This window comes from Rhizobium sp. N731 (assembly GCF_001664145.1).
Lineage (GTDB): Bacteria > Pseudomonadota > Alphaproteobacteria > Rhizobiales > Rhizobiaceae > Rhizobium > Rhizobium esperanzae.
In genome coordinates, this window is record NZ_CP013601.1 from 1,143,133 (window position 1) to 1,156,512 (window position 13,380).

At 62.3% G+C, this 13,380-nt stretch carries 16 protein-coding genes; 15 read left to right on the forward strand and 1 reads right to left on the reverse strand.

Annotation, left to right across the window (positions count from 1 at the left end):
* Positions 1 to 135: 135 nt before the first annotated feature.
* The 15 genes from AMK02_RS05665 to AMK02_RS29940 all read left to right on the forward strand — a co-directional run bounded on the left by AMK02_RS05665 (position 136) and on the right by AMK02_RS29940 (position 12,715).
* The gene (locus AMK02_RS05665; protein WP_064801057.1) at positions 136 to 840 is read left to right on the forward strand and encodes a hypothetical protein; all 705 of its coding nucleotides are present in this window, start codon (positions 136 to 138) and stop codon (positions 838 to 840) included.
* On the forward strand, positions 837 to 2,660 hold the full coding sequence (locus AMK02_RS05670; RefSeq protein WP_064801059.1) for a hypothetical protein: 1,824 nt from the start codon (positions 837 to 839) through the stop codon (positions 2,658 to 2,660). Before AMK02_RS05665 ends, AMK02_RS05670 begins: the two co-directional genes overlap by 4 nt.
* On the forward strand, positions 2,657 to 3,073 hold the full coding sequence (locus AMK02_RS05675) for a GNAT family N-acetyltransferase (RefSeq protein WP_064801061.1): 417 nt from the start codon (positions 2,657 to 2,659) through the stop codon (positions 3,071 to 3,073). Before AMK02_RS05670 ends, AMK02_RS05675 begins: the two co-directional genes overlap by 4 nt.
* A complete protein-coding gene (locus AMK02_RS05680) occupies positions 3,039 to 4,043 on the forward strand; it encodes a tail fiber domain-containing protein (protein ID WP_064801063.1) in 1,005 nt (334 codons plus the stop codon). The genes AMK02_RS05675 and AMK02_RS05680 overlap by 35 nt, the downstream gene beginning before the upstream one ends.
* Positions 4,040 to 4,477, forward strand: a complete 438-nt coding sequence (locus AMK02_RS32035) for a hypothetical protein (RefSeq protein WP_237358333.1) — start codon at positions 4,040 to 4,042, stop codon at positions 4,475 to 4,477. Before AMK02_RS05680 ends, AMK02_RS32035 begins: the two co-directional genes overlap by 4 nt.
* Entirely contained in the window at positions 4,477 to 5,898 is a 1,422-nt protein-coding gene (locus AMK02_RS05690; RefSeq protein ID WP_064801065.1) for a hypothetical protein, read from the forward strand. The genes AMK02_RS32035 and AMK02_RS05690 overlap by 1 nt, the downstream gene beginning before the upstream one ends.
* 653 nt (positions 5,899 to 6,551) lie before the next feature.
* Complete coding sequence (locus AMK02_RS05695) at positions 6,552 to 7,910, forward strand: hypothetical protein (RefSeq protein WP_064801066.1); 1,359 nt, start codon at positions 6,552 to 6,554, stop codon at positions 7,908 to 7,910.
* 50 nt (positions 7,911 to 7,960) lie between these two features.
* On the forward strand, positions 7,961 to 8,521 hold the full coding sequence (locus AMK02_RS05700; protein WP_064801068.1) for an acyltransferase: 561 nt from the start codon (positions 7,961 to 7,963) through the stop codon (positions 8,519 to 8,521).
* Between the two features lie 238 nt (positions 8,522 to 8,759).
* Positions 8,760 to 9,014, forward strand: a complete 255-nt coding sequence (locus AMK02_RS05705; RefSeq protein WP_064801070.1) for a DUF7940 domain-containing protein — start codon at positions 8,760 to 8,762, stop codon at positions 9,012 to 9,014.
* Positions 8,989 to 9,453: a lysozyme gene (locus tag AMK02_RS05710; protein WP_064801072.1), complete on the forward strand. Its 465-nt coding sequence runs from the start codon at positions 8,989 to 8,991 to the stop codon at positions 9,451 to 9,453. The genes AMK02_RS05705 and AMK02_RS05710 overlap by 26 nt, the downstream gene beginning before the upstream one ends.
* Positions 9,453 to 9,815 (forward strand): hypothetical protein, encoded by a 363-nt coding sequence (locus tag AMK02_RS05715; RefSeq protein WP_064801074.1) that lies wholly within the window; start codon positions 9,453 to 9,455, stop codon positions 9,813 to 9,815. The genes AMK02_RS05710 and AMK02_RS05715 overlap by 1 nt, the downstream gene beginning before the upstream one ends.
* A gap of 4 nt (positions 9,816 to 9,819) precedes the next feature.
* Positions 9,820 to 10,047, forward strand: a complete 228-nt coding sequence (locus tag AMK02_RS05720) for a hypothetical protein (protein WP_064806005.1) — start codon at positions 9,820 to 9,822, stop codon at positions 10,045 to 10,047.
* The gene (locus tag AMK02_RS05725) at positions 10,044 to 11,900 is read left to right on the forward strand and encodes a hypothetical protein (RefSeq protein ID WP_064801076.1); all 1,857 of its coding nucleotides are present in this window, start codon (positions 10,044 to 10,046) and stop codon (positions 11,898 to 11,900) included. The genes AMK02_RS05720 and AMK02_RS05725 overlap by 4 nt, the downstream gene beginning before the upstream one ends.
* 12 nt (positions 11,901 to 11,912) lie before the next feature.
* Positions 11,913 to 12,341 (forward strand): hypothetical protein, encoded by a 429-nt coding sequence (locus tag AMK02_RS05730; protein ID WP_064801077.1) that lies wholly within the window; start codon positions 11,913 to 11,915, stop codon positions 12,339 to 12,341.
* Positions 12,342 to 12,529: 188 nt separating this feature from the next.
* Entirely contained in the window at positions 12,530 to 12,715 is a 186-nt protein-coding gene (locus AMK02_RS29940) for a hypothetical protein (protein WP_082240273.1), read from the forward strand.
* A gap of 158 nt (positions 12,716 to 12,873) precedes the next feature.
* On the opposite strand, the gene AMK02_RS05740 is transcribed toward AMK02_RS29940, so the two are convergent.
* The gene (locus tag AMK02_RS05740; protein WP_064801080.1) at positions 12,874 to 13,074 is read right to left on the reverse strand and encodes a hypothetical protein; all 201 of its coding nucleotides are present in this window, start codon (positions 13,072 to 13,074) and stop codon (positions 12,874 to 12,876) included.
* Positions 13,075 to 13,380: the final 306 nt, after the last annotated feature.

A 13,380-nucleotide genomic window follows, 5' to 3' on the forward strand; every position in this document is an offset into this window, starting at 1 on the left:
CTCCCCAGCGGGGGTCCGAAGGACGGGTTGAGACCCGTGGCTCAACCCCGGTCGGTGCCCGTAGGGCGGATGAGGGGGCCACGGCACACCTTATCCCGCCGCCCCCACGCCAACCGCTCTGAACCGGAGATCCGCATGTCGCTCCTGACCATCATTCAGAATGTCTGCGCGGAGATCGACCTCGATCCGCCGACGGCCGTCATGTCCTCGGCGGATCCGCAGATCATGCAGCTGCGCATCCTCTCCACCCGCGCCGGCCGTGACCTGATGCGGGCCCATGACTGGTCGGCGCTGATGGTGCGGCGGCAATTCGCAGCGACGGGTGCTGCCCCCGAGCCGGCCGAGCCGCCCGGTGACTGGGACCGTTTCGCCGCCAATGCGCGGATCTGGAACGTCTCCCGCCTCTGGTCGCTCAACGGCCCGGTGGAGCCGCAGACCTGGCAGCGCCAGACGATCCTCGCCGCCAACCCGGTGCCGCAGATCTGGCGCATGGCGGCGGGCAGGCTCGACATCTACCCGAACGTTGCGGGCGAGACGATCAAATATGCCTATGTCTCCGGCTTCTGGGTGGCGGTGAACGGCGGCGCTGCGACTGCCGCCAACTGGGCCAACGACACCGACACGGCACTCTTTCCCGAAGAGCTTCTCGAACTCTCGCTGATCTGGCGCTGGAAGCGGGCCAAGGGCCTCGATTACGGCGAGGAGCTCGCCAGTTTCGAACGATCCAAGGAAGCCGCGATCGGCGCCGACCGTGCCGCAGGCGCTGTCGACCTTGCGCTGCCGGCGAGGGGACAAAGCCCTGAAAATTATTGGCCCGGCACGATCACGGTGACGCCATGACCCGCAGACCTGTCCCCCCGAACGGCCGCACCCGCCGCGTTTCGCCCGGCATAGACTGGATCGCGCCGATCGGCGGCTGGCGAACCGATGTCGAGATGGCCGATATGCCCGAGGATGCCGCCTTCCAGCTCGACAATTTCTTTCCCGAGGCAAACAGGGTGCGCGCCCGCTACGGTTTCCTCGCCTTTTCCACCGGTCTCGGCGCCGATGTGCAGACGGTCATTCCCTATTCCGGCGTGAGCAACCGGCTGTTTGCCGCCGCCGGCGACAAGATCTTCGACGTGACGGTGGGCGGTGCGGCCGGCGCGCCCGTCGTCTCGGGCCTGGCGAGCGCCCATTGGTCGGTGCAGCAATATACCAATCCGGCCGGCCAGGAATTCCTGCGCCTTGTCAACGGCCTCGACACGCCGCTGATCTTCAACGGCAGCTCCTGGACGAATAATTTCCTGGTCGGCACCGCGTCCCTCGCCAGTCAGAACGTCGCCGTGCGCAACACGGCCTATACGCTGAGCTTTTTCGGCACCGGCTCGGTGACGCTCTCCGGCGCCTTCGCCGGCACGCTGAACGGCACTGGCGCCGGCAACCGGGTGTCGCTCACCTTCACACCGGCGGCCGGCACGCTCGTCGTCACCGTGACGGGAACGGTCAGCAACGCCCAGCTGGAAAAGGGCGCGACCGCCACGCCCTATGTCGCCTCGACGATGATCACAGGCATACCGGACGCCTCGCTGCTCAGCGCCGTCACCGCCTATCGCTCACGCCTGTGGTTCATCGAGCGGGACTCGACCAATGTCTGGTACCTCGCCACCGACGCCGTCAGCGGCGCGGCGACGGTGCTGCCGGTCGGCGGCAACATGAAATATGGCGGCACGCTGGTGGCGATCAACGTCTGGACCATCCCGGTGTCGACAGGCCTGCAGCAGTGCCTGGTGCTGATCTCCTCGGAGGGCGAGGTGATCGTCTTCCAAGGATCCGATCCATCGAGCGCGGCGAATTGGGGCCTGATCGGCACCTTCAAGCTCGGCCGGCCGCTCGGCAGCGACCGCTGCCTGCTCTCGGTCGGCGCCGATCTGGCGATCATGACCACCGACGGCATCGTGCCGATCACCAAGGCGGTGCAGCTCGATCGCGGCGCCACCAGCCTCGGCGCCATTACGGCCAGGATCGGCCCGACATGGCGCGCGACCGTGGCGGCGACCGGAACCACCTCTGAGGAATGGCAGCTTTCGAGCTTCCCGGCGCGGCAGATGGCGATCGTCAACCTGCCGGCCTCCTTCGGCCCCTATCAATATGTGATGAACACCGAGACCGGCGCCTGGTGCCGCTTCGCCGGCATGCCGGCCTCCTGCTGGGCGACCTGGCAGGACCGGCTGTTCTTCGGCGCGGCCGACGGCACGCTGTACGAGGCGGAAGTCGGGGCAAACGACAATGGCGCGGCGATCGACGCGCTGATGGTCGGCGCCTGGAGCCGTTTCGGCGACGGCCTCTCGACCAAGCTTTCCAAGCTGATCGGAGTGACGGCCGAGATCGGCGTGTCGACGCTGATGTATGGCGGCATCTCGGTCGACTACCAGACGAAGGTGCCGACAGCGCTTCTGTCGTCGGTCGAGAACAATGCGGCGGCGAAATGGGGAACGGCGGTCTGGGGTGTTTCGAAATTCCCCGGCATTTCGCTGGTGCGCAAATTCGCCTCCGCCGGCGGCGCGGGTTCGGCTTTGGCGCCGACCATCCGGGCGCTGATCTCGGGCTCGTCGGGCTCGGTCTCGGAAGCCGCTGTCGTCGGCGGCTCGCTGCTTTACGAGAGGGGCGCGCCGATTTGATCGTCTCAGAACCCGGCGCCGAAATCGCCGCCTGGGTGGGCGCCAGGATCGGCGTCACCTTTCACCCGCCCTACACCACGCTTGCCCAGGTCGACCGCGGTCGGATTCTCGCCGGCTTCGTCTTCAACGTTTGGACCGAGCACGATATCGAGATCTCGCTTGCCGCCGACCGGCTGTCGCTGACGCTGATGCGCGCCGTCTCCGACTATGTCTTCAACCAGCTCGGCTGCCGCCGCGTCACCTGCCGCACCCGCGCCGACAACATCAGCGCCCAGAGACTGCTCGCCAGAGTCGGTGCTGAGCCGGAGGGCCGCCAGCGCGGCTATTTCGGCGATTGCGACGCCCTGCTTTACGCCATCATGAAGGAGGATTTTCCCTATGGTCTCCACGCCAAAGGCTCCCAAGGCGCCTGATCCGACCCAGACCGCGGCGGCGCAGACCGCCACCAACGTCGACACCGCCATCGCCAATGCGGGGCTCAGCCACACCAACCAGTATACGCCCGACGGCTCGCTGGAATACAAGGTCAGCGGCTATCAGACGATGACCGACCAGAACGGCAAGACCTATAAGCTGCCGACCTATTCCGCCTATCAGACCTATTCGCCCGAGAACCAGGCGATCTACGACCAGACGCAGCAGACGCAGCTCGGCCTTGCCAGGCTCGCCAACGACCAGACCGGCAAGATCTCCGGCATCCTCGGCACCAATGTCGATCTCAGCGCCGGCAATGTCGACAAATATGTCAACAATCACTGGCAGTCCGGCTTCAACAATCAGTGGGATCGCGACCAGGCGAGCATCGAGCAGAGCCTGGCCGACAAGGGCATCTCGATGGGCTCGGCGGCCTACGACAACGCCATGCGCGATTTTTCCACCCGCAAGCAGGCCGCCTCCGACCAATATCTCGGCGACATGTATTCGAATGCGCAGAACGCGATCCTGACCGAGCGCAACCAGCCGCTGAACGAGATTTCGGCGCTGATGTCGGGCTCGCAGGTGCATCAGCCGAGCTACGTCAACACGCCGACGACGCAGCTGCCGACCGTCGACCAGGCTGGTCTGATCAATGAAAACTTCAACCAGAAGATGGGTCTCTACGACCGGCAGGTCGCCCAATCGAACGCCGCAATAGGCGGCCTCTTCGGCCTCGGCGGAACACTCCTTGGCGGCTGGGCGAAATCCGACCGGCGGCTGAAGCAAGACATCAAACGCGCCGGCACGCTGGAAAACGGCCTGCCGGTCTACGCCTTCCGCTACAAGGAGGGGGGCCCGATGCAGATCGGCCTGATGTCCGACGATGTGCGCAAGGTTCACCCGGACGCGGTGTTCGAACATGCCGACGGCTTCGACCGCGTCAACTACGAAAGGGCAGTGGCATGAGGGGTTTCCTCTTCGGCGGCGATACCGGCAAGACACAAAATGAGATCAGCGGCGAGCGCAAGCGGCTGGCCTATGCCATGCTGCAGCAGGGCATGGAGACGAGCCCGGTGCAATCGCCGTGGCAAGGGGCGGCGCGTCTCGTCCAGGCCCTGATGGGCGGGCTGGCGCTCAGGCAGGAGGATAAGGAGCAGCGTGCGGGTGCGGCTGAAGCTCCCCCACCGATCATCTCCTCCGACGAAGCATTCGATCGCGATGACAAGCTCAACCCGGCCGATGCCACTCCCGTAGCGTCAGGACAAGCGAAAGCGGTAACTCCACCGGTCGCTGCCTCGGTCGTTCCGAGACAACGGGCTACCCCTGTCGCCATTGCCGGGACCACGCCTTCGCGCATGCGCAAAACACCGAACGGCACCTTGTGGAGCATTGAACAGTAATGGCGACAATCCAGGTTAATGGCCAGAATTTGACCGTCGACGACAGCTTTTTGAGCCTCTCTCCGGACGACCAGAGTCTTCTGGTTGATAAGCTATTGCGGAGCCTCCCTCAGCCCACAGATAGCGCCCCTCCACCTGTAGATAAGAGTCATATCGGCCAACTTTGGCCGATCAGCCGGGACCGCGACGGGAACAGATATTTCGATAGCGACGCCGGCATTCTGGGGATGGCAAAACGCGCCTTCATGCTTCCGGGTGACGTCTACAGCGGCAAGGTACAGATGTTTGGCCCAGATGGCAGGCCGACCATGGAGGGCATTGGCCGCTCGTTGGAATTTGCGTCGATCTTCACACCGGTAACGCCGGGGCTTCGCTCAGGAGAGGCGATCGTCCCAGGCGTGAGCAAGAACTTGCGAAAACCAGATAAGCTGGAGCCGCCATCCGGCGACGCTCTCCATGCCGAAGCAAATCGCAACTTCGAGATGATGCGTAACAGTCGTGTTGATTACTCAGCCGATGCCGTAAAAACAATGGCAGAGGCAGCCAAAACGAAGCTCGAAAAAGAGGGTTTCGACGCAGACATCGCCGGGAAGACTCATAAAATTCTCGCCAAGCTCTCCACTCCTCCGGAAGACAGCTTCGCGAGCATCGAGGGATTGGACGCAGCCCGCAAGACGTTCGAAAAAATAGTCCAAAGCGTCAAAGATCCGAACGATCAAGCTGCAGCGTCGCGAGTTATTCGAGAATTGGACGAGTTCATTGAGGCTGCCGATCCGGCGACGGTCGTTGCCGGAAAGGCCACTGACGCGGCCGACGCCCTTAAGGCCGCAAGCGGCAATTCCGCAGCCGCAAAGCGTTCCGATATCCTGAACGGGACTGACAGATCCCCAGATTTCCGCGCTGTACCGCATAATTCGGCCGAGAATGGTGCCGATGCGATTCGTCAACGTGTGGCCTCGACGCTTCTTCAGGACCAGGAGATGTTCGGTTTTTCTCCCGAAGAATTGGCAGCGCTCAAAACCATTGCCGAGGGAAGCGCGGCCCAGAACGTCACGCGTCGGATAGGAAAATTTCTGGAGGGCGGAAGCGGTATGGCCAGGATGCTGGGCGCGGCGGCCGGCGGCGCCGCGGCAGCGGTGGCGAGCAAGACTGGCGGCGCCGGAGCCACCGCCAGCGGCGCGGCTGTGGGTGCTTTGGTCCCGACGGTCCTGGGCCAGGGCAGTAAGGAACTGTCGAATATCCTGACATGGCGGGCGTTGTCTGCCGCTGATCGAATGGTTCGGCAGCGTTCGCCGCTTTACGAGGCCACGCTGAATGCGGCGCCGAAGGAAGTCGTCCGCCAACCGAAGGCGGAGGCACTCGTAAGAGCTTTATTGCTTTCTCAGCAGCCGCAGCAGCAAAATGGCGGGGGTGGGTGGTGATGGGGCTATCCCCGCATATCTTCCCACAAAATGGCACCCCCCAATGCCATCACGCTTATCGGCATGGCCCAAATAATCATTTTGACCGGTTGGCTGGCATACAGGAACATGTAACCGCCGACTGATGACCGCCAATCGCCACCATCGTCCCCAGTGTCATCGATATGTATTTCCTCATCAAAAATCTTTCCTGAGCGCTTGGGAGCCTGTGGAGTTCATAATGGCAGTCACCCGCAGGCGATCTGCATTGGGATGGCCATCGGCAGCAATGTTGCGAGCGTCACTATCAAACCAAGTGCGCCGCCCGACAGTCAATTCCCGGGGTCCTTTTTGTTTGGAGATTATCAGGGACGGAACAGGATCAACCGGCGTCTATTCGAAACGCGCCGAAACGACGCCTGCTGTCCGCCAGGTCATCGACCCCGCGCCCTGGAACGCGCTGACGACTCCCTGCCACGCGACGGCTCGGCGCCGATCGCGCCTGAAAAACAGACCCAGGTGCGACCAGGAATCGGAGAGGCGTGATCGGTGCCAGCGCGGATGTCTATCGCCGCCGCCCCTTGTTCAAGAGACGATAGCCCGATGTCGTTCAGAAAAGCTTGCTCAACAAGAATGCCTCGCATCCGCGGGGCCTTTTTCTTTGGAGACGATGAATGCCCAGAAACCCATCAACCGGCGTCTATTCGAAACCCGCCGGCACGACACCCTCCGTCGGCCAGGTCATCGATCCCGCGCCATGGAACGCGTTGACCACCGACCTCGGCAACGAAATCACCAACTCGCTGCCGCGCGACGGCTCGGCGCCGATGACCGCGCCACTCAAAGCGGCAAGCGGCACGGTTTCGGCGCCCGGCATCGGTTTCGCCACCAACCCTCAGACAGGCCTTTATCTGAAGGGCGGTGGTCTCCTAGGGTTCACGCAGAACGGCGCCGACGTCAGCTTCGAAAAGGCCTTGGTTTACTCTGCGAAGTCAGGCGATTACACGGCGCTTGCGTCAGACGACAATGCGGTCCATCGCTTCACCCAGGCAGCGACGCTCACCTTGAGCGCTGCCGCAACGCTTGGCGCAAACTGGCATTATTGCGTCATTGCCGATGGTGGCGACGTGACGATTGATCCCACCGGCTCGGAGACGATCGATGGGGCGGCGACACTTGTCCTCAAGAACGGCTATAGCGTCAACATCATATGTTCCGGTGCCGCCTTCTTCACCAACAAGCTCGCGGCCAGAATCGAGAGTAAAGCCGACAGTTCGGCCGTGGGCGATTTCGTCGTCGGCCTCATCCTTTCCAACAACGGCGCCAGCCCGAACACCCATATCGACTTTACCTCCGGCTCGGCCAGGTCGGGGTCGAGTTTCGTTTCCAGCGCAGCATCGTTCACCAAAAGGGTGACGGGAACATTTGCGGCCGGAACCGGCGCGGGCGGCCTTGACACCGGCGCCGTCGCAGCAAATGCGACATACTTCGCCTATGCCTTGCGCAAGGACGCCGATCTGTCTTTCGACGTGGTTTTCTCGACCTCGCCAACCATCGGCGGCATCACCACGACACTGCTCACCGGCTACACGATCGTGAAATGCGTCGGCGTGGTGCTGACGGATGGAAGTTCGAACATTCGGCCGTTTGTTCTGTATCCGAGGGACGAGTATACCTTCGTGACGCCGGTCAAGGATGCTGTCAGTGCCGCTATCTCTACGACCTCGACCCTTCTGGCGCTAACAGCGCCAAATGGGGTGAAAGTCAAAGCGAAGCTGCGTTTCGAGTTCACATCGTCGGCAACGACCAATGCGGCTCTGTTATCCGACCCTGCACAAGGTGCGCTTATTGCCGGCGCCGGCAATGACGGCGCCAACGTCGGCTCTATCCAGGTAGCGAGCGGTTTCGCAGTGGGATCGCAGGAGATATGGACAAATACAAGTCGGCAAATTCGGATGGCAGTGGGCGGTTCCACCGGCAGCATCTGGATCTGGACTGATGGCTTCCATTTCCCTTGCGGAAGGAGCTCTTGAATAAGCTCCACACCTGTGTTTGACATGCTGACATCACGCCAGGAGTAGAAATGGCACAGGTCGATAAGGCATCGTATCGTAATCGAGGCGGCGTAATCCAGCGGCTCGTCACTGCTTATAAGCGCTTCCGCTACTTCACCGCGGCCGGCGAAAATCTCGTGGTGAAGCGCAGCGCTGAGTTTCGCCTGGTGGGTCATGCCGTCCTTGAGGTCGGGGATCACGTCACCATCCAGGACCAGTCGTTCTTTCAACTTACAATGCCAGAGCCCAAAGTCTTCATCGGCAACAACACCGTAATCGGCCGGCGAAACATCATCACGGCAAAGAACCGAATATCAATCGGCAATGATGTCCTGATCGGCTCTGATGTCCAGATCATCGATCACGGCCACGGTATGAGGCGAGACGTACCAATCAGACTTCAGAAGGCCGAAATCGGCTTTGTAGAAATTGGTGATGATGTCTGGATTGGCGCGGGTGCCAAGATATTGATGAACGTCACGATAGGGACGGGAGCCGTGATCGGCGCAAATGCCGTTGTTACGGCCGATATTCCCGACTACGCGATCGCGGTGGGTTCCCCGGCGAAAGTTGTCAAATACCGCACTTGAATCAGATCCAGATTGTACGCGGCTATCATCGACGCGATCGTGCCACGTAGTTTTTAGGTTTTGCTCCTTCTTCAGCCCGATCTGGTGAATGGCGACAGCCATTCCTTTGAGAGTCGTAGCCAACGGCATTTAGTGTCCGTCTTCGTCGGACAGGGCTCATGCATCACTGAAAATCCGACTCGCACCGCCTTTTGAAACGGCGCGTCCCGCTAAATCCACAACAACCGGAGCCCACCCCATGCTCGTCCATAACTGGCGCGCAGTGATCAAGCACGCCTGGAGCGTCCGCCTCATGGCGCTCGCTCTGCTCTTCATCGTCCTCGAGCCCGTCATCAATTTCGTGGCCGCGACCTGGGTGTCGCGCAACCTCTACATCCAGCTCGCCATGTCTACGGCATCGGGGCTCTTCGCCGCGGCGGCGATCGTCGCCCGCATCTTCGTCCAGCAGAAAATCTCAGGAGAACTGAATGGCAAACCGCCTGCAGAAAGGTAGCGCCGCAGCCGCGATGGCCGTTGTATTGGTCGGAAGCTTCGAAGGGCTCCGACAGCATGCCTATCCTGACCCGGCCACTCAAGGTCAGCCGTGGACGATCTGCTATGGCAGCACCAATGGTGTGAAGCCGGGCGACTACAAGACGGTGGGAGAATGCAAGCTGCTGCTTTCGCTCGAGCTGCAGCAGTATGCCAATGGCATAAAGCAGTGTGTCACGGCCCCGCTTCCGGATGCCCGCTTCGTGGCGCTGACCTCCTTTGCCTACAACGTCGGCGTCAGGGCGGCCTGCGGCTCGAGCGCGGTCAAGCTGATCAACCAGGGCAGGACGGCCGAGGGCTGCGAGGCTCTCCTCAAATGGAACCGCGCCGCCGGCATCACCTTTCCCGGCCTGACGCGCCGCCGGCAGAAGGAGCGCGCCTTCTGCCTGGAGGGCATCTGATGTTCGGCCTTCTCGACGCGCTGAAGATGGGCGCCGGCATGGCCGCAGGCCTCGTACTCTATCACCTCTATGCCGTGTCGATCGGCTATCCCTCGGCGGCGCGTCAGGCGCGCGCCGGTTACGTCCTCATGTCCGAAAAGACCGCGGCCGAAGCCAGGGCGGCCGAGATGGAGCGCCAGCGGAATGCGGCCGCAGGCGCCGGTGAGGAGCACCGCAGGCGCCTGGAGGCCGCCAAGGCCGCCGAGCAGGCCGCCAGAGACACATTGGAAAACGAGATCCGATCCTATGAATTCGAGCTTTCGCAAACGAACCGCGCTTGCGCTGTCACTGCTGCTGATCGTGACTGGCTGCTCCGCCACTGAGCGCCTGAACAAGGCGGCGGTCGCGAGCGGGCAGGCGGCGGCCGGCATCGTGCTGCCGCCGCTGCCCGACGATCTCAGAAAGCAGGAAGCGCATGCGCCTGTCCGCGAGGGCGAGCCGCTGATTGCGATCCTCGCCCGCGAGCGCCAAGCACTCGACCGCGCCAACGCCCGCCAGGGGCGCAGCGTCAAATTCTATGATGACCTCACCAGCCGATATGGAACACGCCGATGATGAATGCCATTTCGCTCGCCCTTGCCAATCCGATGCTGAATGGCGCCGGCGCGAGCGCCGGAGACCCCGACCGCTACATGTTCTTCGCCACCCGCAACCGCATGCCGTCGGGCGCGATCGTCACCGCCGCCTCCGGCACGAATTATGTCTGCACCAAGATCGTCGTCAACACGCCGCAATACAAGACGCGGACCTTCCGCTTCCATCTCTCCGGCTTCGCCTCGACCGAAGGCGGAAATTCGCCGCAGGAAACCGTCGTCACCGGCACAATCGGCACGCCGGGCAATTCCGTGATCGCCGACGCCATGTTCATCCGCGTCGCCGGCGTCTTCTACCAGTGCCGCTTCGCCGGGGCGAACACGGTGACCGTCGCCGATCAGACGAACGGCGCCTGGACGGACGAACTCACCATTCCAGACGTCGCGCCGGAAAGCGAAATCGAAATCTGGCTGTTTTATCACACCGCCGTCGGCGAGAAGATCTGGCCGGTCTACCGCATCCAGAAGCATCGCGGCGAACGCGTCTGGGGCGCCGGCGATCTCGCCAGCCTGGTCGCCTTCAAGGATAGCCCGCTCGCCGACAGCACCGCCGCGCTCGATAGCGGCTATGGCACACAGGCGCAGCCGCAATATTGGGGGGCCGATTTCATGGTCGCCAAGGGCGACTGGGATGGAAGGCCGGTCGCGCTGGCGTTCGTCGACAGCATCGGCGAGGCGCGACAGGAATATTCGTCCGCAGCCGATATGCGCGGCAATCTCGGCTGGTTGCGCCGCTGGCTCGACAGGGACGGTGGCCCTGGCCGCATTCCGCATTGCCTGATCGGCATGCCCGGCGCCGGCTCCGTCCGTGAATATACCGGCAGCGGCTCCTCGATCGCGACCAGGCGCCGAGACATCATCCGAGAAATCAACGCCTTCAACGGCAATAAATGGCCGTTCACGGTCATAACAAATCAGATGGGGCAGAACGACACGGCCTCGACCTATACGCAGTTCTTCACCACCAATTACCGCTCGCTGGTCACCCGCCTGCGCGCCGAATATGCCGGCGTCAGAATCGTCGCCTTCCCGCCGCTGGGGCGCACGACCGTTACACGCAACATCACGCTGACCTCGGTCGGCACGGTTGCCACGGCGACCATCGCAAGCGGCCTCAACGGACTGGCGACCGGCCAGACCGTCAGCATTTCGGGAGCGACGCCGACCGCTTACAATGGAAGCTATGTGATATCGGTCGTCGACGCCAACACCTTCACCTACAATTTCGCCGGCGGCACCTCGCCGGCGACCGGGACCATCACCTGCAACGATCTCGGCCTGCGGGCGGAATATCAGGTCTATAGCGCCAACAACAGCTGGCCGTCGGACGGAACGGACGCTTCGGGCAAATGGCGGCTTCGCGATGATATCCTTGCGCAGACATCGGCTTGCTGCGACGCGGCAATCGATACCTACGCAGCATGGGTCTCCCCCTCCAGAGGCGGTGTCTGGCCCGGCATGCTGGAGCTTGCGAGCACGACATTGACCGCGCAGGCCGGAACGGACGGCGTTACCACCTATAACCAGATCGTCGTCGCGGATGCGAGCATCTTCAGGCCCGAGCAGACGCTGCACATCTATTCCGGTCCGGACGGCCTGGCTCGCTTGAGCACGCAGGTCATCGCCAGCATCGCCGGCAACGTTATCACCTATCAAGGCGTGAGCGCCGTCATTCTGCCGGCCGGCTCTGTGGTGCGTCCGGCGCCGTCCGTCGGGGAGCTTTCGCCGGTCTCCTTCATCCACCCGCAGCCGATCATGATCGACCGGATATCGAACGGCATTGCCCAGTCCGAGAAGCTCAAATTCAATCCCTGAGGTGGCCCCGCCATGACATCCAACGACGATATCCTGCGCGCTCTCGGGCGCGTCGAGGGAAGGCTGACCGGCATCGAGGAAAATGTCGCGCTGCTGCGCCAGGAGATGGGCGACGAAAAGGCCAATGCCCATGAGAGCCGTACGGTGATCCACAGACGGCTCGACGAACAGGCAAGGCAGATCGCCCATCTCGATACCAGGGTGGCAATCACAGGCGGAGCCGATACGCAGATCCGCGCCGAGATCCTGACGCTCAAGGAAACCGTCGAGAAAAACCAGGAGACGGTCGGCCCGGCGCTCGAAGAGTGGAAACGGATGAAATCGATCGGCTATGGCATCTCCGGGCTGATTGCCTTCGCAGGCCTGACGACCGGCGGAGTCATTGCCTATGCCAGCGATGGGGCTGTGGCGGCGCTCAGGCATTGGCTGAAGATCAGTTGAGCGGGGCGCGCCCAGCTTTGCGCTGTCTGGCAAGCAGGCGATTGACGGAGAATGCCGGCAAGTCAAACGCAGCAAAACGGCGTCAGCTCGGCTGATATATTGCCGTATTTCGCCACCTACTAAAATTAGACTTTACTAACGAACAAAACCGCCGCCTGTTTGTTATCCTCTTCAAGGAGGAAACGGACATGAAGAGCATGAGCAACCGCCAAGTTCGCGTTCCCGGGCCCCGGGAGCATGACGTTGCCGAGCATTGCCGCAAGTTTGGGATTGGCCCGGCGGAGGAGAAGAAGCTGAAAAAGCTGCTCGGGTCTCACGCACCGCTGCATGAGATCCGGGCCAATGCGCCGCCGCCCCAGCCGAAATGGCGATAGCGCCGGGGCCGGAACTTCCGGCATGATCCGGCGTTAGGATCGCCGGACCGCGCGGCCGGTCTCGTCTCCTGTACCCCCTGCTACCCCGGCAGGCGCTGCGCGGTCCACTGATTCCCTTGTTTCCGGCTTGCCGGCGTGCGGATCTGCGCACGCCGCCATCAATGCCGCAGCTCGCGCGACAGCATCAGAATATAGTCGTCGGCGATATCGGCGACCACCATGGCCGCCTCGGCCGGCGGATAGCCCCTGCCGACGGCTTCGGCAACGATCTTCATCACCTGCGGCTCAAGCGCTTCCCGGCAGTCGGCCAGATCTTTGTCATTCGGGCATTTGGCACGAAATTCCACAATGTTATTCATGGCATACCCCTCCGTTTGATGTTGCGGCGCTGCTTGATGCATGAAGCCGGTCCCTCTCGGGAAAGGCGGGTCACCGTTCCGGGGCGCCGTGCCGGAACAAATTAGCGATCATGAAAATACGATGTCACAGGGCGGGATGTATTCAAGTTGATGCTGATATTAAGGTAAGGCAGTAGGGTTAATTCGTCCAGCGGCAGTTGACGGCCCGTCGGCGGGAATGTCAGGCAACAAGGCAACGTCATGGTTTGGTGTTGTTTCCCGGCATACAATGCAGGCGGTTTGTTTGGATTCGCGGGAAATGCCGCC

Bases quoted from the DNA above. Each gene is read 5' to 3' on its own strand.
- AMK02_RS05710 (WP_064801072.1), top strand. From the start codon at position 8,989: ATGGCAAACCGCCTGCAGAAAGGTAGCGCCGCAGCCGCGATGGCCGTT.
- AMK02_RS05740 (WP_064801080.1), bottom strand. From the start codon at position 13,074: ATGAATAACATTGTGGAATTTCGTGCCAAATGCCCGAATGACAAAGAT.
- AMK02_RS05730 (WP_064801077.1), top strand. From the start codon at position 11,913: ATGACATCCAACGACGATATCCTGCGCGCTCTCGGGCGCGTCGAGGGA.
- AMK02_RS05680 (WP_064801063.1), top strand. From the start codon at position 3,039: ATGGTCTCCACGCCAAAGGCTCCCAAGGCGCCTGATCCGACCCAGACC.
- AMK02_RS05665 (WP_064801057.1), top strand. From the start codon at position 136: ATGTCGCTCCTGACCATCATTCAGAATGTCTGCGCGGAGATCGACCTC.
- AMK02_RS05695 (WP_064801066.1), top strand. From the start codon at position 6,552: ATGCCCAGAAACCCATCAACCGGCGTCTATTCGAAACCCGCCGGCACG.
- AMK02_RS05725 (WP_064801076.1), top strand. From the start codon at position 10,044: ATGATGAATGCCATTTCGCTCGCCCTTGCCAATCCGATGCTGAATGGC.
- AMK02_RS05690 (WP_064801065.1), top strand. From the start codon at position 4,477: ATGGCGACAATCCAGGTTAATGGCCAGAATTTGACCGTCGACGACAGC.
- AMK02_RS29940 (WP_082240273.1), top strand. From the start codon at position 12,530: ATGAAGAGCATGAGCAACCGCCAAGTTCGCGTTCCCGGGCCCCGGGAG.
- AMK02_RS05705 (WP_064801070.1), top strand. From the start codon at position 8,760: ATGCTCGTCCATAACTGGCGCGCAGTGATCAAGCACGCCTGGAGCGTC.
- AMK02_RS32035 (WP_237358333.1), top strand. From the start codon at position 4,040: ATGAGGGGTTTCCTCTTCGGCGGCGATACCGGCAAGACACAAAATGAG.
- AMK02_RS05715 (WP_064801074.1), top strand. From the start codon at position 9,453: ATGTTCGGCCTTCTCGACGCGCTGAAGATGGGCGCCGGCATGGCCGCA.
- AMK02_RS05670 (WP_064801059.1), top strand. From the start codon at position 837: ATGACCCGCAGACCTGTCCCCCCGAACGGCCGCACCCGCCGCGTTTCG.
- AMK02_RS05700 (WP_064801068.1), top strand. From the start codon at position 7,961: ATGGCACAGGTCGATAAGGCATCGTATCGTAATCGAGGCGGCGTAATC.